Raw genomic sequence first — 23,749 nt, forward strand, 5'->3', positions numbered from 1 at the left:
GCCCTCCGGGACACCATGCCCTCATGAAGGGTGACCTGTTTTCCAGTGAGCACATGGTCCAGCCGGCCACGGCGCCGGGCATGACCGTCGAGAACGCCAAGTGCATCAGGTACGCGGTGAACGGCGAGATGCTCGCCCGCCAGGGATCGATGATCGCCTACCGCGGCAACCTCCAGTTCGAGCGCAAGGGCCAGGGCGTGGGCGGCATGCTGAAGCGCGCGGTCACCGGCGAGGGACTGCCCCTGATGGCGGTTCGCGGACAGGGCGAGGCATGGTTCGCGCAGGAGGCGCAGAACTGCTTCGTCGTCGATGTCGACCCAGGCGACGAGTTCACGGTCAACGGCCGCAACGTCCTGTGTTTCGACGCCTCGTTGGCGTACCGCATCGCGACCGTGAAGGGTTCGGGCATCAGTGGCGGCGGCCTGTTCAACAGTGTCTTCTCCGGGCAGGGCCGCCTCGGCCTGGTCTGCGAGGGCAATCCGCTCGTCATCCCGGTCTCGGCGCAGTTCCCGGTGTACGTCGACACGGACGCGATCGTCGGCTGGACCGCCGGCCTGCGGACCTCGCTGCACCGCTCGCAGTCCATCGGTTCGATGCTGCGCGGTGGTTCGGGTGAGGCGGTCCAACTGATGCTGCAGGGCGAGGGATACGTCGTCGTACGACCGAGCGAGGCGACCCCGCACAAGCCGCAGCAGCACTGATGGCAGGGAAGGACTGCCGCGTCGGAAGGTGATCTGCGCCTCACGAGCAACCCCGACCCGCCCCTCCACGTCTTGATCTTCAACAGGTGACACGCCCTGGCCCGCAACGGGTCAGGGCGGGTTTTCGGCGCACTATACGCACTGTGTATACGCAACGTGTATACACAGTGCGTATATGCCCTTCGAAAGGCTTCCATGTTCGGCAAGGCATTCGCCCCTGAGTATCAGGGCGCGCTCACCACCCTGTCCGTGAACTCCTCGCTGACCGAGGTACTGGCCGTCGGCACCGAGCAGTTGAGGGCCGCCGAGCAGGCGGGAAAGAACGCGGAGGCGGCCCGTTCCGGCCTTGCGGTCGCCGAGGCGCACCGCCGGCTCGGCCGCGTCGGCGAGGCCGACCGGGCGTGGAAGGCGAGCTACCGGTCGGCCCGGGAGGCCGGTGACCTGGGCGCGATGGCCTGGGCCCTGTGGAGCGGCGGCACCCTGGCCCGGCAGCGCGGGGCGCTCGCTCTCGCCCGGCGGCTGCTGGGCCTGGCGGCCGAACTGGGCGAGCGCGGCGGGGACGTCGTCGTACGGGGCTACTCGCTGGCGGGGCTCGCGGAGACCGGCCGGATCCAGGGCGACTACGAGGCCGTCGGACGGCTGCACGAGCAGTTGCTGGCCGAGGCCCGGCGGCGCGGGGAGGCGCGGCACACGGTGTGGGCGCTGGAGGGCATCGCGCAGATGCACCGCAACACCGGTGCCTACGACACGGCGTACGCGCTCTTCGAGGAGGCCGCGGAGGTCGCCGCGCGGGCCGACGACCGGCGCGGTCACGCCTGGGCGCTGCGCGGGCTCGCCGACATCGTCTCGGTGCGTGACGGTGACGTGGAGCGCGCTCTGGCGCTGCTGTCGGAGGCGGAGGCGGGCTGCCGTGGCATGAGCCTGTCCGGCGCCCTCGCCTACAACCACAAGATGCGCGGCAACGTCCTTTACCGGGCCGGGCGTTGGGCCGAGGCCCGGGAGCTGTACGAGGAGGCCCTCGCGGAGTTCCGGGCGATGAGCGAGCCGCGCGGGGAGGCGCTGGCGCGGCTGGGGCTGGCCAAGTCGCTGGCCCGGCTGGGCCGCGACCGGGACGAGACGGCCGCCGAACTCGCTGATCTGCACGAGGTGTTGGGGCGCATCGGGCTCCGGCACGCGCAGGAGATGGTGGCGCGGGCCCAGGCGGAGTTCGGCGTGGAGCCGGGGGCCGCACGGTGACGACGGCCCTCAAGCAGCCCGTCCGGGCCGCTCACGTCCTCGACCGCTGCCGGGTGTTGGTGCGCCCCGCGCTGCGGACCGCCGTCGATCGGCTGCATCCGTGGGTCGGTGAGATGGCCGCCTATTCCTTCGGCTGGTGCGAGGTCGGCGGTGCGCCGACGGTCGCGTCCGGGGGCAAGGGCGTGCGGCAGGCGCTGGCGGTGCTCGGTGCGGAGGCCGCGGGGGCGTCCGCGCGGGCCGGGGTGCCGGCCGCGGTGGCGGTGGAGTTGTTGCACACCTTCTCGCTGACGCACGACGACATCATGGACGGCGACCCGGCCCGGCGGGGCCGCGCCACCGTCTGGCAGGCCTACGGCACGGGCCCCGCGGTCCTCGCGGGGGACGCGCTGTTCGCGCTGGCCGTCGAGACCCTCGCGGTCGCCGGGCAGGGGCCCGCCGCGCTGCGGCTGGTGAGCCGGGCACTCGGTGATCTGGTGCGCGGACAGGCCGACGACCTGCTCTTCGCCGCCCGCCCCTGGACCGGGCCTGGGCGGGTGGGTCCGGCCGAGTACCGGGCGATGGCCGAGCACAAGACGGGGTCGCTGCTGGGCTGTGCGCTCGCGCTGGGCGCCCTGCTGGGCGGTGCCCCGGCGGCTGTGGTCGACGCGCTGGACCGGGCCGGCCGGCACATCGGGGTCGCCTTCCAGGTCGTGGACGACGTGCTGGGCGTCTGGGGCGATCCCGCCGTCACCGGAAAGCCCGTCCACGCCGATCTCCGGGAGCGCAAGAAGACGTTCCCTGTGCTGGCCGCCCTCGACGCCCCCGGCCTGGCGGGGCTCCTGGAATCCGGGGACCGGCCCGAGGAGGCGGCCGCCCTGATCGAGGCGGCGGGCGGCCGGACGGCGGCGCTCACCGAGGCCCGCCGTCATCTGGCCGCCGCGGAGGCCGCACTCGCCGAGGTCCCCCTGAAGGCGAGCGCCGTCGCCGACCTGCGGGCCCTGCTGGACTTCCTGGTCCGACGCGACCTCTGAGGCGCCCTTCTCGAAGCGCTGTGTGATTCTGAAGCGGCGCGGGTCGTCCGTGCCGGAAGGGTGAGTGCCTTGATCGGGATCTCCGACATCGAAGCCGCGGCCGGGCGGATCGCCGGACATGTCGTCCGTACCCCCACCGTGCCGAGCCCCGGACTGTCCGCGCTGCTCGGGGCCCCGGTCACCGCCAAGCTCGAACTGCTCCAGCGCACCGGCTCGTTCAAGGCCCGCGGGGCGACCATGAAGCTCCTCTCGCTGAGCGAGGCCGAGCGGGCCGCCGGCGTGGTGGCGGTCAGCGGCGGCAACCACGGCATCGCGCTGGCGATGACGGCCGCGGCCCTGCAGGTGAAGGCCATGGTGGTCATGCCGCGCTCGGCACCGGCCCGTGCCGTGGAGATCGCCGAGGCGGCCGGGGCGGTGGTACGGCTGACCGAGGACATGGACGGCGCGTTCTCCCTCGTCACGCGGCTGCGGGACGAGGGACTGACGCTCGTCCACCCCTTCGACGATCCGCTGGTCATCGCCGGACAGGGCACCGTGGGGCTGGAGTTCGCGCAGGACGCCGGTGAGCTCACGGACGTCCTCGTCAGCATCGGGGGCGGCGGGCTGATCGCGGGGGTCGCGGCGGCGCTGCGGGCCCGTCGTCCGGGGGTACGGATCTGGGGTGTGGAGACGGAGGGCGCGACGGCCATGTCCGAGGCGCTGGCGGCGGGCGGGCCGGTGCCGGTCGCCCTGTCGTCGATCGTCTCCACGCTCAGCGCGCCGGCGGTCTCGCAGCTGACGTACGACCATGTGGCGGCGCTGGTCGACGAGGTGCTCGTGGTCACCGACCGGGAGGCGGTGCGGGGTTCGCTGCAACTCACCGACCACGCCAAGGTGTGGGCCGAGCCCGCTGCCGGCTGTCTGCTGCCCGCGGCCCGGCGGGTGCTGGAACGGGTGGGCGAGGGTGCCCGGTTGGGGCTGGTGGTGTGCGGTGGCAACGCGACGACCGGAGACGTCATGAGGTGGGCGGAACGATTCGGTGTTCTCTGACTTTTCGTCAATTCACGGCCGGTGACCACGTGTCAGGAAAGCAGTTGCCGTTCGGCTGAACACACCCGGTCACGCCCCTCGTACCTGTGGGAAAGGTGAGAGCCAGGGGTTCAGCGAGGGATGACCATGGTCAAGGCGCACGTCTCCACACAAGAGCTGATCGCCGGACGGTACCGGCTCCTCGACGTCCTCCACCGCGAGACCAACCGTGTCTGCTGGCACGGCGAGGACATCGAGGCCGGCGGTCCCTGCCTGCTCACCCAGATCGGTCTGCCGCCGGATCCGGACGGCGAGAGCGCGCGACGGGCCGTCGCCCGGGTCGTCCGGATGTCCGAGACCATGGGCCGGCTGGCCCCCGGCCGGGTCGCCGTCGTCGTCGACGCCGTCGAGGAGTACGGCACCCTGTGGACCGTCACCGAGTGGATCAACGGCGTCCCGCTGGGCGAACTCCTCAAGCAGCAGGGCTCGTTCACCTACGTACGGGCGGCCCGCATCGGTCTGGAGCTGCTCGACGTGCTGGAGGCCGGGCACGCCGAGGGCATCACGCACGGCGAGCTCAGCCCCGGCCAGGTGTTCGTGCGGGACAAGGGCCCCGTGGTGCTGACCGGCTTCGGGCTGGCCGGCGCGACCCTGGCCCCCCGGGTGAGCGCACCGTCGTACGCCTCCCCGGAGCAGGCCCGCGACGAGCGGATCGGACCGGCGGCGGATCTGTGGGCGCTGGGCGCGATGCTCTACTCGATGGTCGAGGGCCGGCCGCCGTTCCGGGACCGGGACAGCCCGGGGACGACGCTGAAGGGTGTGGACCGGCTGCCGCTGCGCAGCCCGGTGCGGGCCGGGCCGCTCACCCCGACCGTGCAGGGGCTGCTCCGCAAGAACTCCCGGGAACGGCTCGGTCGGCAGCCGGTCCGCGAGGCCCTGACCCGGGTCGTGACCGAGGACCCCGACGCGTCACTGGCGGCGGTCCCCGCGCCCCGGCTGCGCCGCCTGTACGCGGCGGGCCCTGGCCGCAGCCGGCGCACGATGGCCGCGGGCACGGCGCTGGCCGTGGTCACGGTCACCGCCGCGGTCCTCGCGGCGACGGGCCAACTGCCCACGGACTCCGACGACTCGGCGGCCGACGCGCCGCCGCTCAGACCGACCGCCTCGGCCACCGGCCGACAGACGGCGCAGCCCACACCGAAGCCGACGCCCACACCGACCCCGACCCCCACCCCCACTCCCCCACCGACCACCGCGGCCCCGTCGCCGTCCCCCTCGGCCCCGGCCTTCCAGCGCTACACCGCGCCCCAGGGGTTCTCCGTCTCCCTGCCCCGGGGCTGGGAGGTGCTGGACACGAGGACGCAGGACGACCTGGCCTACCGGGTCGTGCTCGGCGCCGAGGGCGACCCGCGCACGCTCGCCGTCACCTACAGCACGCGCGTGGGCGACGATCCGGTCGCGGTCTGGCGCGACGACGTCGAGCCGGGGCTGAAGCAGTCCGGGGACTACCGGCGCCTCGGGGACATCCGCGCGACGACGTACCAAGGTCGCGAGGCCGCCGACATGGAGTGGCTCTCCACGGTCGACGGCCGCCGTGTGCGGACCCTGGGCCGGGGCTTCCTGATCGGTGACGGGCGTGGCTACTCGCTGCGCTGGACGACCCCGGCGGCCGACTGGGACGAAGCCGCCGACCAGGAGGCCCTGGAGACGGTCCTGCGGACCTTCGAGGTGCCGTCAGCCTGAGTCGCGGGGTGCGCGCATCGCCAGGATCCGGGAGCTGTGCAGGGGTCGCGTGCGCCACTTCGCGGTGAACGTCCGGTCCGTGAGCGAGCAGGTCACCTCGACGTGGTGCGGTGTCTCCAGCAGTGCCACGTCGAGCACCAGGGTGTGCTCGTCGGTCCAGCCGCCGCTCACCGCGGCCGGTACCGGCCCTTCGGTGACGGTCCATCCCGGCTCGCCGAACCCCAGCTCCAGGCGGTGTCCGTCCTCGACGAAGGTCACCCGCCGCCCGGCGGCGTCGACCTCCACCGCCGTCAGCTTCGCAAGCTCGGCGCCGCCACCGTCGTACGGCGTGAACGCGACCGCGGTCTCCAGCGCGGCGGGTTTGCCCGCGGCGGGCGGGAGGGCGAGCCCGGCCGTCCGCTCGGCCAGCGAGGCGTCCGCCTGTGGCGTGGTGCGGCCGAACGCGGGAATCAGGTGCCGCCAGACGAGGTCCAGCACCGCCTGCATCTGGTCGGTGGCGCCGGTGATCGCGACCACGGCGTCCTGCTCGGGCAGCACGAGGCAGTACTGCCCGTAGGCGCCGTCCCCGCGGTAGCCGTACCGGGACATCCAGAACTGGTAGCCGTACCCGAGCCGCCAGTCCGCCGACCAGGTCTCGTCGCCGCTCGCCAGGTGGGACCGGGTCGCCTCCTCGACCCACCCCTCGGGCAGCACCCGCTCGCCGTTCCAGGTACCGCCCTGGAGATAAAGCAGGCCGAGGCGGGCGATCGCGTCGGTGGTGGCGTGCAGCCCGCTGTAGCCGAGCTGGCGTCCGGTCCGGCCCGCCAGCCAGGCCACGTCGCCGATGCCGATCGGGTCGAAGAGGCGGGGGCGCAGATAGTCGGTCAGGGACTGGCCGGTCACCCGCTGGAGGATCGCGGCGAGGGTGTAGGTGGTGGGCTGGTTGTAGGCGAAGACCGTGCCCGGGTCGCCGTCCGGCGGCAGCAGGAGGAAGCCGCGCACCGGCTCCTCGCGGTCCGTCTCCAGCGCCCGCTCATGGGTCTCGGCCGCGTGGCCGCTGGCCATGGTGGTGATGTGGCGGACCAGCATCGCGCGGCTGCGCGGGTCGGTGATGTCCGCGTCGAACTCCGGGAAGTACGAGATCACCGGGTCGTCGAGCCGCAGCAGTCCTTCGGCCACGGCGAAGGCGGCGGCCGTCGCGGTGAAGCTCTTGCTGAGCGAGTAGAGGAGATGGCGGCGGTCGGCGGTGTACGGCGCCCACCAGCCGGAGGCCACGACCTTGCCGTGCCGCAGGATCATCAGGCTGTGCGGCTCGATGTCGGGCGAGGTTTCGAGGGCGTCGAGGAGGGCGTGGACGCCGGACGCGTCGACGCCTTCGGCGGACGGGGTGCTCGTGGGCAGGGGGCGCGCGCTCATGCGGGCATCCTCCCCCCGTCGTCCCCCCATGATCCAGATGCCCGTCGGCTGTTTTCCGGAGCCCAGCCAGGGGACTCGCCGCTTATGGTGCAAATCGGATACACGATGATGACCGAGCAGGCCGGGCCGCGAGAGCTCGTCGACCATGTGGTGCGGGCCGAGGAGGCGGGTTTCGACTTCTCGGTGACCTCGGACCATTACTTTCCGTGGCTGCGCTCACAGGGTCACTCGCCGTACGCGTGGAGTGTGCTCGGTGCCGCCGCGCAGGCGACCTCGCGCATTCCGCTGATGACCTATGTGACCTGTCCGACGTTCCGCTACCACCCGGCGGTCGTGGCCCAGAAGGCGGCGACGATGCAACTGCTGTCGGAGGGCCGGTTCCGGCTGGGGCTCGGCTCGGGGGAGAATCTCAACGAGCATGTGGTGGGCGGCGGTTGGCCGTCCGTGGACGTGCGGCACGAGATGCTCGAGGAGGCGGTGGAGATCATCCGGGCGCTCTTCGCGGGCGGTCATGTCAACCGGCGCGGCACGCACTTCGACGTGGAGTCGGCCCGGTTGTGGGATCTGGCGGACCAGCCGGTCCCGATCGGGCTCGCCGTGTCCGGCGAGCAGTCCTGCGCCCTCGCGGGCCGGCTCGCCGACCTGGTGATCGCGACGGAGCCGAAGGCGGGCCTGCTCGACTCCTTCGACCGGCACGGCGGCGCGGGCAAGCCGCGCGTGGGCCAGCTGCCGGTCTGCTACGACCCCGACCGGGACGCCGCCGTCCATCGTGCGCACGACCAGTTCCGCTGGTTCGGCGGCGGCTGGAAGGTCAACTCCGAGCTGCCGCACCCCGACGCGTTCGAGGCGGCGACCCAGTTCGTGACGCCGGACGACATCACCGCGTCCATCCCCTGCGGCGACGACCCGGACGACTTCGTCGAGGCCGTACGTCCCTACGCGGACGCCGGGTTCACGGAGATCGCCCTGGTGCAGATCGGCGGCGAGTCGCAGCCGGCGTATCTGGACTGGGCGGAGAAGACCCTGCTCCCGGCCCTGCACGACGCCCTCGACCACTAGACACAGAGGGCCTGTCAAAGCATCGCCAATGGGTCGATATAGGCTGCCGGTCTGCACTCGTGCAGCCCCACCGGCACCTCCCCAGGAGAGACCCCTGTGACCCTAGCGATCGCTCCGTCCGAGACGTCGCCCGAGCCGACGCCCGAGCCGTCCCCCGCGCCCCTGTCCGACCTCGTGGCGCGGGACGCGCGCGAGTTCGGCGTCTACGCGCGGACCGGCGGATGGGCCTTCGGCCTGATGGTGGCGCGCAGCGTACGGCCCGGCGGCCAGGGCGCGGACGAGACGCCGAAGGTGTCGGCGAAGGAGTTCGCCGAACTCGCCGGCTGCTCCGCCGATCGCGTCATGCGCTACTACAAGGCGTGGGACCGGGCCGCCGACGACGGCATCGTCCCGCAGTTCGAGGCGCTCGCGCCGGGCCAGGAGGTGGAGCTGCCGGACGCCGACGTGTGGCTCAGCTACTACGTCTCCCGCAACAGCGCCACGTCCGAGCGCGGTACCGCCATCGCCGAGGCCGCCGAGGCGGAGGGCATCCGGCCGACGAAGGCGCTGGAGGTCGCCGAGAACCCGACCGCGCTGCGCGCCGCGATCCTCGCCGACCCCTCCACCGCGCGGGCGGCCCGCCAGGCGCTCCTGGACAGGGTGCGCGAGGACCCGGAGCTCCAGTCGGAGCTGGCCCGTGACGTGGTGCGCACCGACGACCTGAAGAAGGCCGTCGCCACCGAGAGCCGCGCCGCGGACCGGATCGGCTACGTCCGCCAGATCGCCGAGTCCGGCCAGATCAAGACCCCCGCGGGCCAGACCGTCGACGCGCCCGCCGATCTCCGCCAGGAGGCCGAACGCCATCTGTCGCTCCTCGACGAACTGGAGGAGGACGAGGACACCGGCGAGTGGGCCACCGAGGCCTACGACACCATGAAGACCCTCGTGGTCGAGGCGGTGGAGGCCGACCCCGAACTCCGGGTCCAGGAGCGGCGGACGAAGTTCTACAGCAGCCTACAGAAGGCGACGAGGGTGTTCGAGGAGCTGACCTTCGACGACGCGCAGGACTTCTACGAGGACGACATGGTCCAGCAGCTGGAGGAGTTGCAGCAGGCCATCGGCGCGTGCATCACGGCATTGCGCGGCGCCCACGGGAATCACTCGCCTGAGTGAGCATCTTGTGCGTGACGGGGGTACTAGAGGGAGCCAAGTCCGTTCTCCCCGGAGGCCCTCAGGTGAACCCCCTCGTGCACAAGTCGCTGGTCGTGCAGCTCCAGGCGGGCGTCACGCACCGTTTCCCCGTGCTCGCCCACCTGTCCTACGACCCCTCCGACCCGTTCGCCGTCACCGCGGTGTTCAGCCATGACGGCCGGGTGCTCGCCCGCTGGCGGCTCGACCGGGAGATGCTCACCGAGGGGCTGCTCGGGCCGGTCGGGGTGGGGGACGTCCGCATGTGTCCGGTGTCCACGGGCATGGGGCACGAGTTGCGGGTCGAGTTCCTCGGCGACGCCCACCCCGACGGCGGCCGGCATCACGCGGTGGTCTTCGTGTGGGCCCCGGCGGTGACCGCGTTCCTGCGCAGAACGCGCGAACTGGTCCCGCCGGGCAGTGAGAAGACGGGGGTCGACGACTTCCTCGCGGAGCTCTTCGCGCAGGACCGGGCCGAGTAGCGGGCGACCGAACTCGGGCCGGCCGGACGTCACTTCGTCGTGTAGCGGTGCCGGATCCACAGCGGCACGACGAACCAGCACACCAGGTACCACATCACGACCGCGGTCACCAGCCACGGCACGAAGGCGTCATGGGTGGCTACCCGGAGGATCAGCAGGAGCGAGGAGGCGGTCGTGACGAGGAGCAGCAGCAGCCCGATGAAGGTCAGCCTGGACGCCCACTCCACCGCCCGCGGCTTGATGCGCCGCCCGGAGACCAGCCGGTGCAGGGACACCGGGCCGATGAGGGCGCCGGTGGCGGTCGCGCCGAGGACGACCGTGACGATGTAGATGGTCTTCTCGGTGTCGCCGAGGTTCGCGTATTTCGGGGTGAACACGACGGTCAGCAGAAACCCGAACAGGATCTGTACGCCCATCTGGGCGACGCGGATCTCCTGCATGAGCTCGCCCCACATACGGTCGGCTCGCTCGTCGGCGGTCTCGTCACGGCCGGTACGCCTCTCCGCTGCCTGCACCATGCGGGACGGGTAACCCGGTGTCTGATCGTTCAAACAACCGGGCTCGCCGTCCGCACGGAACTACCAGCGGCTCTCGACCTGGTCCTTGATCCGCCGCTCGTAGATGTCCCGGACGGCCGAGAGCGTGTCGTCGGACAGCTCCGGCAGCGTGGCGGCGGCCGCGTTGGCGCGGGCCTGCTCCGGGTTGCGGGCGCCCGGGATGACGGTGGTGACGCCGGGCTGCTGAACGATCCAGCGCAGCGCCAGCTGGGCCGGGGTGTACCCCTCGGGAGCGAGGGCGGAGAACTCGGCGGCGGCCTCCACTCCGGTCGTGTAGTCAACGCCGGAGAAGGTCTCGCCGACGTCGAAGGACTCGCCGTGCCGGTTGTAGGTGCGGTGGTCGTTCTCGGGGAAGACGGTGTCCTTGGTGTACTTGCCCGACAGCAGCCCGGAGGCCAGCGGCACCCGGGCGATGATGCCGACGCCCGCCTCCTGGGCCGCGGGGAGCACCTTTTGCAGCGGCTTCATGCGGAAGGCGTTGAAGATGATCTGCACGCTGGCCACACCGGGCCGGGCGATCGCGGTGAGGGCCTCCTCGCAGGTCTCCACGCTGACGCCGTACGCGGCGATGCGCTCCTCGGCGACCAGGGTGTCGAGGGCGTCGTAGACCTCGTCGCTCGAGTAGACGGGCGTGGGCGGGCAGTGCAGCTGCACCAGGTCGAGGCGGTCGACACCGAGGTTGCGGCGGGAACGGTCGTTCCAGGCACGGAAGTTGTCGAGGACGTAGTTCTCCGGGATCTGGTCGACGCGGCGGCCCATCTTCGTCGCGACGAACACATGCAGATCGGGGCGGCTGCGCAGGAACGTGGCGATGGTCTGCTCGCTGCGGCCGTCGCCGTAGACATCGGCGGTGTCGAAGAAGGTGACCCCGGACTCGGCCGCGGCCTCCAGTACCGAAAGGGCTTCCTTGTCGTCGACGTCTCCCCAGTCGGCGCCCAGCTGCCATGTGCCGAGACCGATGACGGATGCCCGCTGACCCAACCTGCCGAAAGTACGCTCGTCCATGGCGTCAGTCTGTCATCCGTCCCGCTTGTGCGCGGAACGGGCCCCTCCGGCGCGGCACCTGTGAATGATTCACTCGCAAGAGTGAAAGGGCTCGACGGACAAGCGCTCTCTGTCAAGCAGATCCCTAGCTTGACCCCGTGACCCACCACTGGACCCGCAGAAGCTTCCTCCTCAGCGCCGCCGCCCTGACCCTGGTGCCGGCCGACCCGGCCGTCGCCGCCCAGGAGTTGCCGGGCTTTCCGGACGACGTCGCCCTCTACCGCTCGGCCTACCGGAACTGGGTGGGCGAGATCACCGCCGTCGGCCTGTGGGCCTGCGCACCGACCGACGGCGAGCAGGCGGTCGCCGCCGTCAACTGGGCCTGGCGCAACGGCTGGCGGGTCCGTGCCCGCGGGTTCTCGCACGGCTGGTCACCGCTGACGATCACCGAGGGCACCTCCTCGGACGCGCCGGTGCTCCTGGTCGACACGACCGCCCATCTGACCGACACGTCCCTCGACGCGGTGAACGCCGTGCGGGCCGGTGCGGGCGTCTCGATGGAGTCCCTCCTGACCTTCCTGGAGGGGCATGGCCTCGGGCTCACCGCGGCTCCCGCCCCCGGCGACCTCACCCTCGGCGGCGCCCTGGCGATCGACGCGCACGGCAGTGCCGTGCCGGCGCGGGGCGAGGAGCGGCTGCCGGGGCAGACGTACGGCTCGCTCAGCAACCGGGTGCTGTCGGTGACGGCGGTGGTGTGGGACGAGGGCAGCGGCGCGTATGTGCTGCGGACCTTCGAGCGCGACGAGGCCGACGCCGCCGCGCTGCTGACCCACCTCGGACGGGCCCTGGTCACCGAGGTGGTGCTGCGGGTGGGCGCGAACAGCAATCTGCGGTGCGTGAGCCGTACGGACATCCCGGCCGCGGAGCTGTTCGCCGCGCCGGGCGGCGACGGACGCACCCTCGCGAGCCACCTGGACGAGGCGGGGCGAGTGGAGGCGATCTGGTTCGCCTTCACGGAGTTCCCCTGGTTCAAGGTCTGGAGCGTCGAGCCGACGAAACCGCTCACCTCGCGGCGCGTGACCGCGCCGTACAACTATCCGTTCTCCGACAACGTCCCGACGCTGGTGGCGGATCTCGCCGGGCGGATGGTCGCGGACGCGGCCTGGTATCTGGCGCCGGTGCTCGGCAACGCGCAGGCCGACGCGGCGGCGCTGGGGCTGGTGACCACGCTGTCCGCGGACATCTGGGGGCCGTCGAAGAACACCCTGCTCTACATCAAGCCCACGACCCTGCGGATCAACGCCAACGGCTACGCGGTCCTCACCAGCAGGGCCCAGGTGCAGCGGGTCGTCTCCGAGTTCACCGACTTCTACCGGGAGCGGGTCGCGGCGTACGCCGCACTCGGCCGCTTCCCGGTCAACGGCTCGATGGAGATCCGCGTGACGGGCCTCGACCACCCGGCGGAGGCCGAACTCGACGGCGCCCAGGCCCCGTTGCTCTCCGCGCTGCGCCCCGACGCCGAGCACCCCGAATGGGACACCGCCGTCTGGCTGGACGTGCTGACGCTGCCGGGGACGCCGTACGCGGAGAAGTTCCTGCGTGAGCTGGAGCGCTTCCTGCTGGACCGCTACGACGGCACGGACGCCCTGACGCGCGTGGAGTGGTCCAAGGGCTGGGCCTATACCGAGGACGCGGTGTGGGACGACGACGAAGTGCTGGGCACGGTGGTGCCGGCGTCGCTCGGGGACGGGGCGTGGGAGCAGGCGTCGGGGATCCTGGACCGGCTGGATCCGCACCGGGTGTTCGGGAACGCGTTCCTGGACCGGCTGTTCGGCTAGGGACCGGCCAACTGGGCCTGCACCACGGGTGCGTAGCGGTCGACGAGGTCGTCGACCGCGCTCGCCCTGAGGTGCGGGCCGCGGGCGATGCCGAACATCACCCCGAGACCCAGCAGCGTACCGACGGCCAGTTCGGCGCGCAGTCCCGCGTCGGGGCCGGTGAGGCGCTCGGCGAGGCGCTCGGTCACCTGGGTGCGGAAGTTGGCGCGCAGGATGTCGCCCTGATCGTCGTGCAGGCGCGCGAAGGTGATGCGCAGCAGGGGGTCGGTGCCGCGTTCGGTCTGGCTCACCAGCACATGCCGGACCATGTGGCGGCCGAGCTCCTCCAGCGGAGCGTCCAGCAGCGCCTCCGCGTCGGCCTCGAAGGACATGACGCGGGCGAAGAGGGCGTCCTTGTTGCCGAAGTACTTGAGGATCAACGGCGGGCTGACCCCGGCGCGTTCGGCGACGTCCTTGAGGGTGATGTCGGTGTGGGCGTGCCGGGCCAGGAGGTAGCGGGCCGATTTCAGGATCGCCGCCCTGGTGGCCTCGGCGTCCCGGCGTGCGGGCGTGGGGTCGGAGACGGGGGGTGGGGTGCTCACGGCTCTCATGCTCCCTCCAACACCTCCTTCTTCGCCCCCCGGGCCCGCCGGGTCCCGCCCTGGTCCGGGTCGCCCGGGATGCAGAGCGCGGTGGCGCCGGCCGCCAGGGCGATGGCTCCCGCGATGCCGAAGGCGAGCAGATATCCGTGCAGGGTGGGCACGGGGAGGCCGCCGACGGGGCTGGTGTGCCGGAGCAGGACCGCGGCGACGACGGCGCTCGACACGGCCTGTCCGATCGTGCGCATCAGGACGTTGACGCCGCCCGCGGACGCGGTCTGTCCGGCCGGGACGGCGTGCAGGATGAGGGTCGGCAGCGCCGAGTACGCCAGGGTGGTGCCGGTGCCCACGACCGCCGCACCCACCATGATCATCCACAGGTCGTGGCTGTCGGCGATCCGCACCGCGTACCCCACCGCGATGACCGCGGCGCCCAGCGCCAGGGTGATACGTGGGCCGCGGGACGCCGAGATACGGGCGGACAGGGGCGAGAACAGCAGCATGATGAAGCCGCCCGGCAGCAGCACCAGGCCGGTCTGCACGATCGAGAGGCCGAGCCCGTAGCCGGTGGCCTCGGGCGCCTGCACCAGTTGGGCCGTGACGAGCGAGTTGGCGTAGAACGCGAAGCCGGTCAGCAGCGCGGCCACATGCGAGAGACCGACCCGCGGGCGGGACACCAACCGCAGGTCGACCAGCGGCCGTTCGGCCCGCAGCTGCTGCCACCACCACACGGCCAGCACGAGAACGGCCGCCGTGAACAGTCCGACGATCCGCGTGCTGCCCCACCCCCACTGCCCGCCCTGCGAGACCCCGAGCAGCAGACACACCAGCCCGGCGGCCAGCCCCAGCGTGCCGGGCACGTCGAACCGCCCCGGCTCGCGCACCGGCGACTCCCGCACCGCCCACCACACGGAGCCGACTCCGGCGGCGCCCAGAACCGCGGTCACCCAGAACATGGTGTGCCAGTTCGCGTACTGCACGATCACGGCCGCGAGCGGGAGCCCCAGCGCGGCACCGATGCCCACGGTCGAGCTCATCAGCGCCACCGCGCTCCCCCGGCGCTCCGGCGGCAGCTCGTCGCGCAGGATGCTGATGGACAGCGGTACGACGGCGGAGGCGGCGCCGGACAGGGCGCGGGCGGCGATGAGCACCCGGATGTCGGAGGACAGGGCGCACAGCACCGAGCCGAGGGCCATCAGCGCGAGCGCCGCCATGAGGACGCGGCGTTTGCCGTACATGTCCCCGGCCCGGCCCAGGACCGGGGTGAGCACGGCTCCGGAGAGCAGGGTGGCGGTGACCATCCAGGAGACGGCGCCGGGTGAGGCGCCGGTCAGCCGTGGCAGGTCGGGCAGCAGGGGGACGACCACGGTCTGCATGACGGCCATGAGGATCCCGCCGAAGGCCAGCACCGGGACGGTCAGGCGGTCCCGGAGCGGGCGGGGTATCGGGGCGGGTGCGTCCATCGGCACTCCAGGCATGAAAAAAGGGTGAATGGCTATTCACCATAGTGGGTGAATAGCCATTCACCTAGTGGATTTCCCGGCGGTCGCTCAGTGCTTGCGGGAGTCCAGGGCCCGTGCGTGGACGTTCCGTGCGATCTTCGGCCCCAGCCAGCGCTTGATCCGGCGCAGGGCGTCGAGGCGACCGGCCGCCCGGTCGAGCCGGTAGTAGAGCTGCGGCGGGACGTAGGGCAGCAGGGGCGAGTGACGCTGGCCGAGCAGGGCGAACATCTGCTGCGGGGGCAGGTCGATGTAGCGCGTCAGGTTCTCGTACCACTGGGCGCTGTAGCGGGCGGCGCTCTGGACCGAGAGCAGCTCGGCCTTGCGCCGCTGTTCGTACCGGGCGAGGGCCTCGGGGAGCGCGGAGTGCTCACGCAGGGCGTCCGCCAGGGCCATGGCGTCCTCCAGGGCGAGGGTCGTACCCGCGCCGATGGAGTAGTGCGTGGTGTGGGCGGCGTCGCCCATGAGCACGAGGTTGCCGTGGGACCAGGTGCGGTTGGTCAGGGTGCGGAAGTTCAGCCACTGGGCGCTGCCGTCGGCCGAGGAGCGGCCGATGAGGGCGTGGCCGTCCAGGATGTCGGCGAAGAGCTTCTCCAGCAGCGCCAGCCCGTCGCCCTCGTCGGCCCGGTCGAGGCCGAGGCCGGTCCAGGTCTCGGGGGCGCATTCGATGACGCAGGTGCTGCGGTCGGGGCCGAATCCGTAGCCGTAGCACCAGATCCAGCCGTGGTCGGTCTCGACGAAGGCGAAGGTGAAGGCGTCGAAGACCTTGGTGGTGCCGAGCCAGATGTAGTGATTGCGGCCGGCACTCGCCTCCGTGCCGAAGCGGTCGGCGTGTGCGGTGCGCAGCGCGCTGTGGACGCCGTCGCCCGCCACGACCAGGTCGGCGTCGGGCACGTTCTCCGGGGTGATGCCGTGCTCGAACTCCAGGCGGACGCCGAGCGAGCGGGCGCGGGCGGCGAGGAGTTCGAGGAGACGGTGCCGGCCGATGCCGTGGCCCTCGTCGCCGTCCTGACGGGTGGCCAGGTCACGGACGTGGGCGACACCGTGGTTCCAGCGCACGGAGTGCTCCTCGACGGCGCGGGCCGACTCGGGGTCGAGGGCGTGCAGCTTGTCGAGCAGTCCGCGCCAGTAGGTGACGCCCCAGCCGTAGGTCGAGCCCTCGGGATTGCGCTCGTAGACGGTGATGTCGTGGGACGGGTCCTGCAGCTTGAGCAGGATCGACAGATACAGGCCGGCGGGCCCGCCTCCGACACAGGCGACCTTCACGCGCACCCCTGGGAATCACTCAGAGCGGTCATTTGACGACGCAGGGTAGCAGGGGTTTGCGTCAGCTTCCGCGGGTGAGGCAGGTCACCGGCGAGGCGCCACCCCGCAAAAGATCACCGCGAGGCCGGGGGTACGCGGCGGAATTTCCCCCTCCGGGGCTCGGGATCCCCCCTCCACAGCAAGATCATCTTCGTTCAACCTTGCACCAGATATCAGTAATTGTCCGGATCATAGCCAACCGGTCGCAGTCGCCCCTTCGGCACCGATAGGCATACGGGGTCACCCAGCACCCCTCTCCGAAAGGACGACCCCTGTGCCCGAACCGACCCGGCGTCACGCCCTCGCCGCCGCGGCCGCCGTCGCCGCCACCGTCGCCGTCGCCGTCGCCCCGCAGGCCGCAGCCCACGACCACCACTCCCCCGACACCTTCGACGAGGTCTACAAGGGCCGCCGGATCCAGGGCCGGCCGGCCGCGGGGGGCGGTCATCACCACGGCGCCGGCTACGCGGTGTTCATCGACGGAGTCGAGCTGCACCTGATGCGGAACGCCGACGGCAGCTGGATCAGCGTCGTCAGCCACTACGACCCGGTCCCCACGCCGAAGGCCGCCGCACGCGCCGCGGTCGACGAGCTGCAGGGCGCGGCGCTCCTTCCCTTCCCGGCGTCCCCGGCCAACTGACCTTTCCCGTCACCGCTTTGGAGTACCGCACATGACCGTCCGCAAGAACCAGGCGAGCCTGTCCGCCGAGGAGAGGCAGCGGTTCGTCGCCGCCGTCCTGGAGCTGAAGCGCAGCGGCCGCTACGACGCCTTCGTCGCCACGCACAACGCGTTCATCATGTCCGACACCGACAACAGCGAACGTACGGGCCATCGTTCGCCCTCGTTCCTGCCCTGGCACCGCAGATACCTGCTCGAGTTCGAGCGGGCCCTGCAGTCGGTGGACGCCTCGGTCGCGCTGCCGTACTGGGACTGGTCCGTCGACCGCTCCCCGCGTGCCGCACTGTGGGCGCCGGACTTCCTCGGCGGCACCGGCCGCAGCCGCGACGGCCAGGTGACGGACGGCCCGTTCGCCGCCTCGGCGGGCAACTGGCCGATATCCGTGCGGGTGGACGGCCGTACGTTCCTGCGCCGCTCGCTCGGCACCGCCGTGCGCGAGCTGCCGACCCGGGCCGAGGTCGACTCCGTCCTGGCGATGGCGACGTACGACATGGCGCCCTGGAACAGCGCGTCGGACGGCTTCCGCAACCACCTGGAGGGCTGGCGCGGGGTCAATCTGCACAACCGGGTCCATGTCTGGGTCGGCGGCCAGATGGCGACCGGCGTCTCCCCCAACGACCCGGTGTTCTGGCTGCACCACGCCTACGTGGACAAGCTGTGGGCCGAGTGGCAGCGCCGGCACCCCGACTCGGGGTATCTGCCGACCGCCGGGACACCGGACGTGGTCGATCTCAGCGAGACGATGAAGCCCTGGAACGACGTACGCCCGGCGGACCTGCTGGACCACCGGGCGCACTACACCTTCGACACCGACTGATCAGGCCCCTGCCGTACGGCACTCCGGGTGGCCCCAGCCCTGGTCGTTCTTGGCGATGTCCGCGCCCGCCGCGTAGGGACGGCCGCACATGCAGCGGCCGGGGAACTTCGCCTTGATCGTGCGGGACGAGGACGAGGACGAGGACGAACCGCCGCTTCGCCGGGGCGACTTGGCCTTGGCGGGGCGGGAGGCCTTCGGGGTGTCGGGCGAGGGCGGCGGCTCGGGCGAGCCGTGGTCGCTGCCCGCGGGCTCCTGGATCGTGGCCGCCTGGCTGGCGGCGCGGTCGGCGAAGTCGTTGAGCCGGTCGCCGTCGACCTGGTGGGCGGGGACGTAACGAAAGTCGACGGTGCGGCCGTCGAGGAGTTCGTCGATGCGCACGACCAGTTCCTGGTTGGCGACCGGCTTGCCCGCGGACGTCTTCCAGCCGTTGCGCTTCCAGCCGGGGAGCCAGGTGGTGACGGCCTTCATGGCGTACTGGGAGTCCATCCGGATCTCCAGCGGCACGTCCGGGGCGACCGCGGTCAACAGGCGTTCCAGCGCGGTGAGTTCCGCGACGTTGTTGGTGGCCCGGCCGAGCGGCCCCGCCTCCCAGCGGGCCGGGGTCTCCGTCTCGTCGGCGACGACCCAGGCCCAGCCGGCCGGTCCGGGGTTTCCCTTCGATGCACCGTCGCACGCGGCCACCACACGTTCACGCATGGGACCGATCATGCCACGGTCGGCTCAGGCACACGGTCACCGGGTTTCAGGCACACGGTCACCGGGTTCTCAGCGCCGGGCGCCCTCGGCCGTCACACCTCGCTGATCTTCGGCATCTCGCCCTCGGTCGTCGACATGTCGATGACCGAGAAGCTCGCGCCCTGCGGGTCGCTGAGGGCGGCGAACCGGCCGAAGGGGCTGTTCACCGGGCCGAAGCGCAGGGTGCCTCCCAGCTTGGTGGCCTTGGCGACGGCGTCGTCGCAGTCGGCGACCGCGAAGTAGACGTTGATGTACGAGGGGACCTCCGGCGGGAACTCCTCCGTCATCCTCATCCGGCCGACGACCGTGTTCTCGCCCACGTCGAACATGCCGAAGTCCATCGAGTCGTCCTCCATCCGCTTCCTGGAGTACGGGAAGACGGCCGGGAAGAACGCGTCCACCTTCTCGGGATCCCGCGTGAAGATCTCCGCCCAGGCGTACGCACCGGGGGTGCCGACGGCCTCGAAGCCCTCGTGGACACCGGCCTGCCACACACCGAAGACGGCGCCGCCCGGGTCCCGGGCCAGGCACATGGTGCCGAAGTCACCGACCGCCATGGGCTCCATCAGGACCTCGCCGCCGTTGTCGCGGATCTTGGCCGCGGTGGCCGCCGCGTCCGGGCTGGCGAAGTACAGGCACCACTGCGAGTGCCCCTCCTGTCCGGGCATCGGCGGGACGACGGCCGCGACCGCCTTGCCGTCCGCGTAGGCCTGCGTGTAGTTGCCGTACTCCGACGACGACTCGCCGAAGGTCCAGCCGAGGACGTCGCCGTAGAAGGTCTTGGCGCCCTCCACGTCGCTGAACATCGCGTCGGCCCAACAGGGGGTTCCCTCAGGTTGCACGGCCATGGTGGCGGCCCTCTCCGATTCGGGTGGGTGGTCCGGTTTCTCACGCTAGCCACGTGTCCGCCCGGGCGCGCGCCGAACGGTGGTTCCCGCTCCGAGACCCGACCTCTTGACTCAGACCGTCCGGGTGGGCGAGCTTTAGCGACGGGTTTAACGATAAACCCATGGCAGGTTTAACGATAAATCTGACCAGCCGAACCTCGTCCTGGAGCGCCCCAGTGTCAGACAGCACCGCGGTCATCAACCTCGACATCGAGGGTCCGACGATCAGCCGCCATCTCTACGGTCACTTCGCCGAGCATCTCGGCCGCTGCATCTACGGCGGTTTCTGGGTCGGGGAGGACTCGCCGACCCCGAACGAGGGCGGCATCCGCCTCGATGTGGTCGAGGCGCTGCGCGCCCTGAACATTCCCAATCTGCGCTGGCCGGGCGGGTGTTTCGCCGACGAGTACCACTGGAAGGACGGCATCGGCCCGCGCGAGCAGCGGCCGACCATGGTCAACACGCACTGGGGCGACGTCGAGGAGAACAACCACTTCGGCACGCACGAGTTCATGGCCCTGTGCGAACTCCTGGGCGCGGAGCCCTACATCAACGGCAACGTCGGCTCCGGCACCGTGCAGGAGATGAGCGAGTGGGTGGAGTACCTCACCCGCGCCGGCGACAGCCCGATGGTCAGGTTGCGCAAGGCCAACGGGCGCCAGGAGCCGTGGCGGGTGAAGTTCTGGGGCATCGGCAACGAGACCTGGGGCTGCGGCGGCAACATGCGCGCCGAGTACTCCGCCGACCTGGCCCGCCAGTACGCCACCTACTGCCGTGACCACGGCGACAACAAGCTGTACCGGATCGCCTCGGGCGCCTCCGACGCCGACTACAAGTGGACCGAGACGCTGATGCAGCAGATCAGCTGCTTCGGCTGCGAGGCCACCCCGAAGAACTACTTCCAGGGCCTGTCCGTGCACTACTACACGCTGGCCGGCCCCTGGGAGGCGAAGGGCAGCGCCACCGACTTCGACACCGACGACTACTACCGGACGATCGCGGCGGCCCGGAACATCGACCGGATCCTCACCGGCCACTCCACCGTCATGGACGTCTACGACCCCGGCCGCACGGTCGGTCTGGTGCTGGACGAGTGGGGCACCTGGTGGGATGTCGAGCCGGGCACCAACCCCGGGTTCCTGTTCCAGCAGAACACCCTGCGCGACGCCCTCGTCGCCTCCACCCACTTCGACATCTTCCACAAGCACGCGGCCCGTCTGCACATGGCCAACATCGCGCAGACCGTCAACGTCCTCCAGGCGATGATCCTCACCGACGGCGACGCCCTGGTCCTGACCCCGACCTACCACGTGTTCGAGATGAACAAGGGCCACCAGGACGCCACTTCACTCACCGTCCACCTGAAGGGCGAGCAGTTGGACCTGTTCTCCGCCTCCGCCAGCGTCAAGGACGGCACGGTGCTCATCTCGCTGTCCAACCTCGACGCGGAGGAGCCGGCACGGATGACGCTCGACCTGCGCGGGGGCCGTATCGGCGATCCGGTCGCCCGGGTGCTCACCGCCGGCCGGCTCCAGGACCACAACGCCCCCGGCACGGCGGAGACGGTCGCCCCGCGCCCCTTCGACGATCTCAAGGCGACCGACCGGGGGCTCGTGCTCACCCTGCCGCCGCACTCGTTCGTCACCGTCGAGGGCCGGCTGGCCTGAACCGCTCCCCCGGCCGGGGTGTAATGGTTCCGAGGAACCGGGCGGCGCGGAACAGGGGGTGACCATGGCGACCATGCAGGACGTGGCGCGGGCGGCCGGCGTGTCGGCGATGACGGTGTCCAATGTCATCAACGGTCACTCCAAGGTGAGTGAGGCGACGCGGGAGAAGGTCCTCAAGGCCATGGTCCGCCTCGACTACCGCGTCAACGTCTCCGCCCGCAACCTCCGCAAGGGCCGTACGGGCACCATCGGCCTGGCCGTCCCGGAGGTGGACAGCCCGTACTACGGCCGGCTTGCGGCGGCCATCATCGCCGCGGCCGCGCCGCACGGTCTGCGGGTCGCCATCGAGCAGACGTACGCCCTGCGGGAGAGCGAACTCGAGGCGCTGGCCCTGTCCCGCAACCGTCTCTACGACGGGCTCATCCTCAGCACGGTGGGCATGGGGCCGCGGGACACCGAGTGGCTGACCATGGACCACCCGGTGGTCATCCTCGGCGAGCGGATCTTCGGCGGCCCGGTGGACCACGTCGCCATGCCCAATGTCGACGCCTCCCGGGCCGCCACCCTGCACCTCGTCGAACGGGGCTGTCGGCGCATCGCGTTCCTGGGGGGCGCGGTCGGTGCGGAGGTCGACGTGTCGAGCCTGCGCCACAGCGGGTACCGGCAGGCACTTGAGGAGGCGGGTCTGGTCCGGGACCCGGCTCTGCAACGCCGCCTGGCGGCCTTCTCCCTGGCCGAAGGGGCGCGCTGTGCCCGGGAGATGGTGGAGGGCGGGCTCGCCTTCGACGGGGTGTTCTGTGTGACCGACACCGTGGCCATGGGGGTGCTGCGCGGGCTGGCCGACGCCGGGGTCCGGGTGCCGGAGCAGGTCAGGGTGATCGGCTTCGACAACGTCACCGGGAGCGCGTTTCTGGTGCCGTCCCTGTCCACCGTCGATCCGAACCACGACGCGATGGCGGAACGGGCCGTCGGACTCCTGGTCCGGCGGATCGAGCGGACCGCGCCCGGGCCGGAGCCGGAGGAGTTCGTCAGTCACTTCTCGGTGGTGGCACGGGAGTCCACGGGCGGCGGCCCGGCCTGACGTCCACAGGCCTCCGCCCTCGTCAGGGCATCGCCGAGCGTGGCCGCCGGATCCAGCACGTCCAGCGTGCCGTGCGCCCGCAGAACCCTGCGTTGACCGGCGTCACACAGCAGGGCGAACCCGCGTTCCGCGGCGAGGATCCGGCCGCGGAAGCGGAGCAGCACGCTCAGGCCCGTGGAGTCGATGAAGGAGACCGGGCGCAGGTCGACGACGTGGCCGGGGGCGTCCAGCCGCGCCACGGAGTCCAGCCACAGGCGTAGTCCGCCTGCGGTGGCGAGGTCCATGTCACCGCGGAGTTCGGCGATGAGCAGGCCGTTCGTGTCCTTCAGGAGCGTGTGCTCCCCGGCCGGGGAGCAGTACGCCGGGCCGACCGGCTCCGGTGTGTGGTGGTGCAAGCCGTTCGTCCTCGTTCCCTACCGGTGGCGCCCGCCGGGCGACATGTTCCGGCGCGGGCGCCCGCGGTGACTCGTCATCCCCGCACCGCGAGCACCCGCGCCGGAACTCCCCCTGTGTGGCTCCCCCTTGAACCGTGGGCCTTTACTGTTCTACCTTCGCCACATGGTCGGGGCATCAACGCCCGCTCACCGGTGTCACAACGAGCGGACGGCAGTTGGGCCAGGTGATGCGGCATGCGTCCGCACCTCGCCTTGATCGAGGACGACTCCGACTTCGCACTGATGTGCCGTTCCTATCTGGAGCGGGCCGGTTTCACCGTCACCTGGGCCATGGACGCCCGGGTCGGCAAGGCGGCCCTGTACGAGGGCGGCATCGACCTCGCCGTGCTCGACCTGGGCCTTCCCGACGGCAGCGGTCTGGAGCTGCTGCGGGCGCTGCGTTCCACCAGCCGGCTCCCCGTCATCGTGATCACCGGCCGGGGCGCGGAGGCGGACCGGGTGGCGGGCCTGGAGATCGGTGCCGACGACTATCTGGTCAAGCCGTTCTCGCAACGGGAGCTGGTGGCCCGTATCCGGGCCGTGCTGCGCCGCTCGCAGCCGCCGCAGGCGCCGACCGCGCTCAGGATCGGCCCGCTGCTCATCGACACGGCCGCCCGCCAGGCCTCCTGCGACGGCTTCGTGCTGGCCCTGCGGCCGAAGGAGTACGCGCTGCTGGAGATGCTGGCCGCCGCGCCCGGCCGGGTGTTCTCGGCGGAGCAGCTCCTGGAGCGCGTCTGGGGCGCGGCCTGGCAGCAGCCCGCCACCGTCGTCGAGCACGTCTACCGGCTGCGCGGCAAGCTCGCCAGGCTGCCCGTGCCCGCCCCGCGGATCACGACGGTCCGCGGCTACGGCTATCGACTGGACCCCTGAGCGATCCCCCCGGAGCG

General features: G+C 71.5%; 23 protein-coding genes. 14 read left to right on the forward strand and 9 right to left on the reverse strand.

The features are described from left to right. Nucleotides 1-23: 23 nt before the first annotated feature. The 5 genes from OG885_RS04680 to OG885_RS04700 all read left to right on the forward strand — a co-directional run bounded on the left by OG885_RS04680 (nucleotide 24) and on the right by OG885_RS04700 (nucleotide 5,698). Nucleotides 24-701, forward strand: coding sequence for an AIM24 family protein (locus OG885_RS04680; RefSeq protein ID WP_405726427.1), 678 nt, complete (start codon nucleotides 24-26; stop codon nucleotides 699-701). 195 nt (nucleotides 702-896) lie between these two features. After that, nucleotides 897-1,937, forward strand: coding sequence for a tetratricopeptide repeat protein (locus tag OG885_RS04685; protein ID WP_405726430.1), 1,041 nt, complete (start codon nucleotides 897-899; stop codon nucleotides 1,935-1,937). Then, a complete protein-coding gene (locus OG885_RS04690; RefSeq protein ID WP_405726433.1) occupies nucleotides 1,934-2,947 on the forward strand; it encodes a polyprenyl synthetase family protein in 1,014 nt (337 codons plus the stop codon). The genes OG885_RS04685 and OG885_RS04690 overlap by 4 nt, the downstream gene beginning before the upstream one ends. A gap of 69 nt (nucleotides 2,948-3,016) precedes the next feature. After that, complete coding sequence (locus OG885_RS04695) at nucleotides 3,017-3,976, forward strand: threonine/serine dehydratase (protein WP_405726436.1); 960 nt, start codon at nucleotides 3,017-3,019, stop codon at nucleotides 3,974-3,976. A gap of 120 nt (nucleotides 3,977-4,096) precedes the next feature. Further along, nucleotides 4,097-5,698 (forward strand): serine/threonine protein kinase, encoded by a 1,602-nt coding sequence (locus OG885_RS04700; protein ID WP_405726439.1) that lies wholly within the window; start codon nucleotides 4,097-4,099, stop codon nucleotides 5,696-5,698. Here the strand turns inward: OG885_RS04700 and OG885_RS04705 are convergent. Beyond that, nucleotides 5,690-7,093, reverse strand: a complete 1,404-nt coding sequence (locus OG885_RS04705) for a serine hydrolase domain-containing protein (RefSeq protein WP_405726442.1) — start codon at nucleotides 7,091-7,093, stop codon at nucleotides 5,690-5,692. The two genes, OG885_RS04700 and OG885_RS04705, sit on opposite strands and share 9 nt — an antisense overlap. 84 nt (nucleotides 7,094-7,177) lie before the next feature. Here OG885_RS04705 and OG885_RS04710 point away from each other — a divergent pair, with 84 nt between their 5' ends. The 3 genes from OG885_RS04710 to OG885_RS04720 all read left to right on the forward strand — a co-directional run bounded on the left by OG885_RS04710 (nucleotide 7,178) and on the right by OG885_RS04720 (nucleotide 9,801). Beyond that, on the forward strand, nucleotides 7,178-8,152 hold the full coding sequence (locus OG885_RS04710; RefSeq protein WP_405726445.1) for an LLM class F420-dependent oxidoreductase: 975 nt from the start codon (nucleotides 7,178-7,180) through the stop codon (nucleotides 8,150-8,152). Nucleotides 8,153-8,248: 96 nt separating this feature from the next. Beyond that, the gene (locus tag OG885_RS04715; protein ID WP_405726448.1) at nucleotides 8,249-9,304 is read left to right on the forward strand and encodes a hypothetical protein; all 1,056 of its coding nucleotides are present in this window, start codon (nucleotides 8,249-8,251) and stop codon (nucleotides 9,302-9,304) included. A 62-nt stretch (nucleotides 9,305-9,366) separates the two neighbouring features. Further along, a complete protein-coding gene (locus OG885_RS04720) occupies nucleotides 9,367-9,801 on the forward strand; it encodes an SsgA family sporulation/cell division regulator (RefSeq protein ID WP_405726451.1) in 435 nt (144 codons plus the stop codon). 29 nt (nucleotides 9,802-9,830) lie between these two features. Here the strand turns inward: OG885_RS04720 and OG885_RS04725 are convergent, their stop codons facing one another. Continuing rightward, nucleotides 9,831-10,319, reverse strand: coding sequence for a DUF6328 family protein (locus OG885_RS04725; protein ID WP_405726454.1), 489 nt, complete (start codon nucleotides 10,317-10,319; stop codon nucleotides 9,831-9,833). A 60-nt stretch (nucleotides 10,320-10,379) separates the two neighbouring features. Continuing rightward, nucleotides 10,380-11,363 carry an aldo/keto reductase gene (locus OG885_RS04730; protein ID WP_405726457.1) on the reverse strand — a complete coding sequence of 328 codons (984 nt, stop codon included), beginning with the start codon at nucleotides 11,361-11,363 and terminating at the stop codon, nucleotides 10,380-10,382. A gap of 137 nt (nucleotides 11,364-11,500) precedes the next feature. On the opposite strand from OG885_RS04730, the gene OG885_RS04735 reads away from it, so the two are divergent. Continuing rightward, nucleotides 11,501-13,180 carry a cholesterol oxidase substrate-binding domain-containing protein gene (locus tag OG885_RS04735; RefSeq protein ID WP_405726460.1) on the forward strand — a complete coding sequence of 560 codons (1,680 nt, stop codon included), beginning with the start codon at nucleotides 11,501-11,503 and terminating at the stop codon, nucleotides 13,178-13,180. On the opposite strand, the gene OG885_RS04740 is transcribed toward OG885_RS04735, so the two are convergent. The 3 genes from OG885_RS04740 to OG885_RS04750 all read right to left on the reverse strand — a co-directional run bounded on the left by OG885_RS04740 (nucleotide 13,177) and on the right by OG885_RS04750 (nucleotide 16,529). Next, nucleotides 13,177-13,770, reverse strand: a complete 594-nt coding sequence (locus tag OG885_RS04740; RefSeq protein WP_405726463.1) for a TetR family transcriptional regulator — start codon at nucleotides 13,768-13,770, stop codon at nucleotides 13,177-13,179. The two genes, OG885_RS04735 and OG885_RS04740, sit on opposite strands and share 4 nt — an antisense overlap. Beyond that, entirely contained in the window at nucleotides 13,767-15,221 is a 1,455-nt protein-coding gene (locus tag OG885_RS04745; protein ID WP_405726466.1) for an MFS transporter, read from the reverse strand. The genes OG885_RS04740 and OG885_RS04745 overlap by 4 nt, the downstream gene beginning before the upstream one ends. 87 nt (nucleotides 15,222-15,308) lie before the next feature. Beyond that, the gene (locus OG885_RS04750; protein WP_405726469.1) at nucleotides 15,309-16,529 is read right to left on the reverse strand and encodes an FAD-dependent monooxygenase; all 1,221 of its coding nucleotides are present in this window, start codon (nucleotides 16,527-16,529) and stop codon (nucleotides 15,309-15,311) included. 307 nt (nucleotides 16,530-16,836) lie between these two features. Between OG885_RS04750 and OG885_RS04755 the strand changes: the two genes are divergently transcribed. Together OG885_RS04755 and OG885_RS04760 are read left to right on the forward strand one after the other, a co-directional pair. Further along, nucleotides 16,837-17,202: a tyrosinase cofactor gene (locus OG885_RS04755; protein ID WP_405726472.1), complete on the forward strand. Its 366-nt coding sequence runs from the start codon at nucleotides 16,837-16,839 to the stop codon at nucleotides 17,200-17,202. Between the two features lie 31 nt (nucleotides 17,203-17,233). After that, nucleotides 17,234-18,058 carry a tyrosinase family protein gene (locus OG885_RS04760; protein WP_405726475.1) on the forward strand — a complete coding sequence of 275 codons (825 nt, stop codon included), beginning with the start codon at nucleotides 17,234-17,236 and terminating at the stop codon, nucleotides 18,056-18,058. On the opposite strand, the gene OG885_RS04765 is transcribed toward OG885_RS04760, so the two are convergent. Next, the gene (locus OG885_RS04765) at nucleotides 18,059-18,766 is read right to left on the reverse strand and encodes a ribonuclease H (protein WP_405726478.1); all 708 of its coding nucleotides are present in this window, start codon (nucleotides 18,764-18,766) and stop codon (nucleotides 18,059-18,061) included. It lies immediately after the preceding gene. 80 nt (nucleotides 18,767-18,846) lie between these two features. After that, the gene (locus OG885_RS04770) at nucleotides 18,847-19,641 is read right to left on the reverse strand and encodes a VOC family protein (RefSeq protein WP_405726481.1); all 795 of its coding nucleotides are present in this window, start codon (nucleotides 19,639-19,641) and stop codon (nucleotides 18,847-18,849) included. A 215-nt stretch (nucleotides 19,642-19,856) separates the two neighbouring features. Here OG885_RS04770 and OG885_RS04775 point away from each other — a divergent pair, with 215 nt between their 5' ends. Continuing rightward, nucleotides 19,857-21,347: an alpha-N-arabinofuranosidase gene (locus OG885_RS04775; protein ID WP_405726484.1), complete on the forward strand. Its 1,491-nt coding sequence runs from the start codon at nucleotides 19,857-19,859 to the stop codon at nucleotides 21,345-21,347. A gap of 64 nt (nucleotides 21,348-21,411) precedes the next feature. Beyond that, nucleotides 21,412-22,428, forward strand: a complete 1,017-nt coding sequence (locus OG885_RS04780; protein ID WP_405726487.1) for a LacI family DNA-binding transcriptional regulator — start codon at nucleotides 21,412-21,414, stop codon at nucleotides 22,426-22,428. Here the strand turns inward: OG885_RS04780 and OG885_RS04785 are convergent. Then, on the reverse strand, nucleotides 22,380-22,823 hold the full coding sequence (locus OG885_RS04785) for an STAS domain-containing protein (protein WP_405726490.1): 444 nt from the start codon (nucleotides 22,821-22,823) through the stop codon (nucleotides 22,380-22,382). The genes OG885_RS04780 and OG885_RS04785 overlap by 49 nt on opposite strands. 234 nt (nucleotides 22,824-23,057) lie before the next feature. On the opposite strand from OG885_RS04785, the gene OG885_RS04790 reads away from it, so the two are divergent. Then, nucleotides 23,058-23,732: a response regulator transcription factor gene (locus tag OG885_RS04790; RefSeq protein WP_405726493.1), complete on the forward strand. Its 675-nt coding sequence runs from the start codon at nucleotides 23,058-23,060 to the stop codon at nucleotides 23,730-23,732. The last annotated feature ends 17 nt before the right edge of the window (nucleotides 23,733-23,749 follow it).

Origin of the sequence: Streptomyces sp. NBC_00028, assembly GCF_045041065.1 — a bacterium.
In the GTDB taxonomy this organism is placed as follows: Bacteria; Actinomycetota; Actinomycetes; order Streptomycetales; family Streptomycetaceae; genus Streptomyces.

What these genes read in the sequence shown, in the direction of transcription:
- OG885_RS04680 (WP_405726427.1), top strand. Translation starts at nt 24, where the DNA reads ATGAAGGGTGACCTGTTTTCCAGTGAGCACATGGTCCAGCCGGCCACG.
- OG885_RS04790 (WP_405726493.1), top strand. Translation starts at nt 23,058, where the DNA reads ATGCGTCCGCACCTCGCCTTGATCGAGGACGACTCCGACTTCGCACTG.
- OG885_RS04730 (WP_405726457.1), bottom strand. Translation starts at nt 11,363, where the DNA reads ATGGACGAGCGTACTTTCGGCAGGTTGGGTCAGCGGGCATCCGTCATC.
- OG885_RS04725 (WP_405726454.1), bottom strand. Translation starts at nt 10,319, where the DNA reads ATGGTGCAGGCAGCGGAGAGGCGTACCGGCCGTGACGAGACCGCCGAC.
- OG885_RS04770 (WP_405726481.1), bottom strand. Translation starts at nt 19,641, where the DNA reads ATGGCCGTGCAACCTGAGGGAACCCCCTGTTGGGCCGACGCGATGTTC.
- OG885_RS04710 (WP_405726445.1), top strand. Translation starts at nt 7,178, where the DNA reads ATGGTGCAAATCGGATACACGATGATGACCGAGCAGGCCGGGCCGCGA.
- OG885_RS04760 (WP_405726475.1), top strand. Translation starts at nt 17,234, where the DNA reads ATGACCGTCCGCAAGAACCAGGCGAGCCTGTCCGCCGAGGAGAGGCAG.
- OG885_RS04685 (WP_405726430.1), top strand. Translation starts at nt 897, where the DNA reads ATGTTCGGCAAGGCATTCGCCCCTGAGTATCAGGGCGCGCTCACCACC.
- OG885_RS04765 (WP_405726478.1), bottom strand. Translation starts at nt 18,766, where the DNA reads ATGATCGGTCCCATGCGTGAACGTGTGGTGGCCGCGTGCGACGGTGCA.
- OG885_RS04745 (WP_405726466.1), bottom strand. Translation starts at nt 15,221, where the DNA reads ATGGACGCACCCGCCCCGATACCCCGCCCGCTCCGGGACCGCCTGACC.
- OG885_RS04740 (WP_405726463.1), bottom strand. Translation starts at nt 13,770, where the DNA reads ATGAGAGCCGTGAGCACCCCACCCCCCGTCTCCGACCCCACGCCCGCA.
- OG885_RS04705 (WP_405726442.1), bottom strand. Translation starts at nt 7,093, where the DNA reads ATGAGCGCGCGCCCCCTGCCCACGAGCACCCCGTCCGCCGAAGGCGTC.
- OG885_RS04700 (WP_405726439.1), top strand. Translation starts at nt 4,097, where the DNA reads ATGACCATGGTCAAGGCGCACGTCTCCACACAAGAGCTGATCGCCGGA.
- OG885_RS04780 (WP_405726487.1), top strand. Translation starts at nt 21,412, where the DNA reads ATGGCGACCATGCAGGACGTGGCGCGGGCGGCCGGCGTGTCGGCGATG.